Annotated in this window: 1 protein-coding gene; it reads left to right on the top strand. The window is 66.8% G+C overall.

What is annotated here, in order from left to right:
* Positions 1–769, top strand: a 769-nt coding sequence (locus A5688_RS24485; RefSeq protein ID WP_242663224.1) for a condensation domain-containing protein, incomplete at both ends; no start/stop codon positions are given.

Below are 769 nucleotides of genomic sequence, written 5' to 3'. Positions count from 1 at the left end.
CGCCGGTGGTGGCGTTGGAGGCGCTGCCGATGACCATCAACGGCAAACTCGACAAGCGCGCGCTGCCGGCACCGGAATACAGCGCGGAGGCGTATCGGGCCCCGGGCAGTGCGGTCGAGGAGATCCTGGCCGGGATCTATGCGCAGGTGCTCGGGGTCGAGCGGGTCGGGGTGGACGACTCGTTTTTCGAGTTGGGTGGCGATTCGCTGTCGGCGATGCGGCTGATCGCGGCCATCAATGCCGCTGTGGATGAAGGCCTTTCGGTGCGTGCGGTGTTCGAGGCACCGACGGTGGCCCAGCTGGCGCCGCGGATCGGCGAGGGCACCGATCGAAGGCAGCCACTGGTCGCGGGGGAGCGACCGGCGGTGGTTCCGTTGTCGTTTGCCCAGAACCGGTTGTGGTTCCTCGACCAATTCCAAGGTCCGTCACCGGTCTACAACATGGCCGCGGTGTTGCGGCTGGACGGACCCGTAGATGCTGATGCGCTGAGCGTCGCCTTCGCCGATGTGGTGGCTCGCCACGAGAGCCTGCGCACGCTGTTCCCGGCGCCCGAGGGCACACCCCAACAGGTGGTGGTGCCGGTTGAGCGGGCCGATGTCGGGTGGCAGGTCGTCGATGCCAGCGGTTGGCCGACACCGCGGTTGAACGAAGCCATCGACTCTGCGGCCCATCACCCGTTTGATCTGGCTGCCGAGATCCCGTTGCGGGCAACGCTATTCCGCGTCACCGACGATGAGCACGTGTTGGTGGTGGTGGTGCACCATATCGC

The organism is Mycobacterium mantenii (assembly GCF_001667865.1).
GTDB lineage: Bacteria > Actinomycetota > Actinomycetes > Mycobacteriales > Mycobacteriaceae > Mycobacterium > Mycobacterium mantenii_A.
Note: the sequence above shows the minus strand (reverse complement) of the source record. Positions and strands in the feature narration are given on the sequence as shown.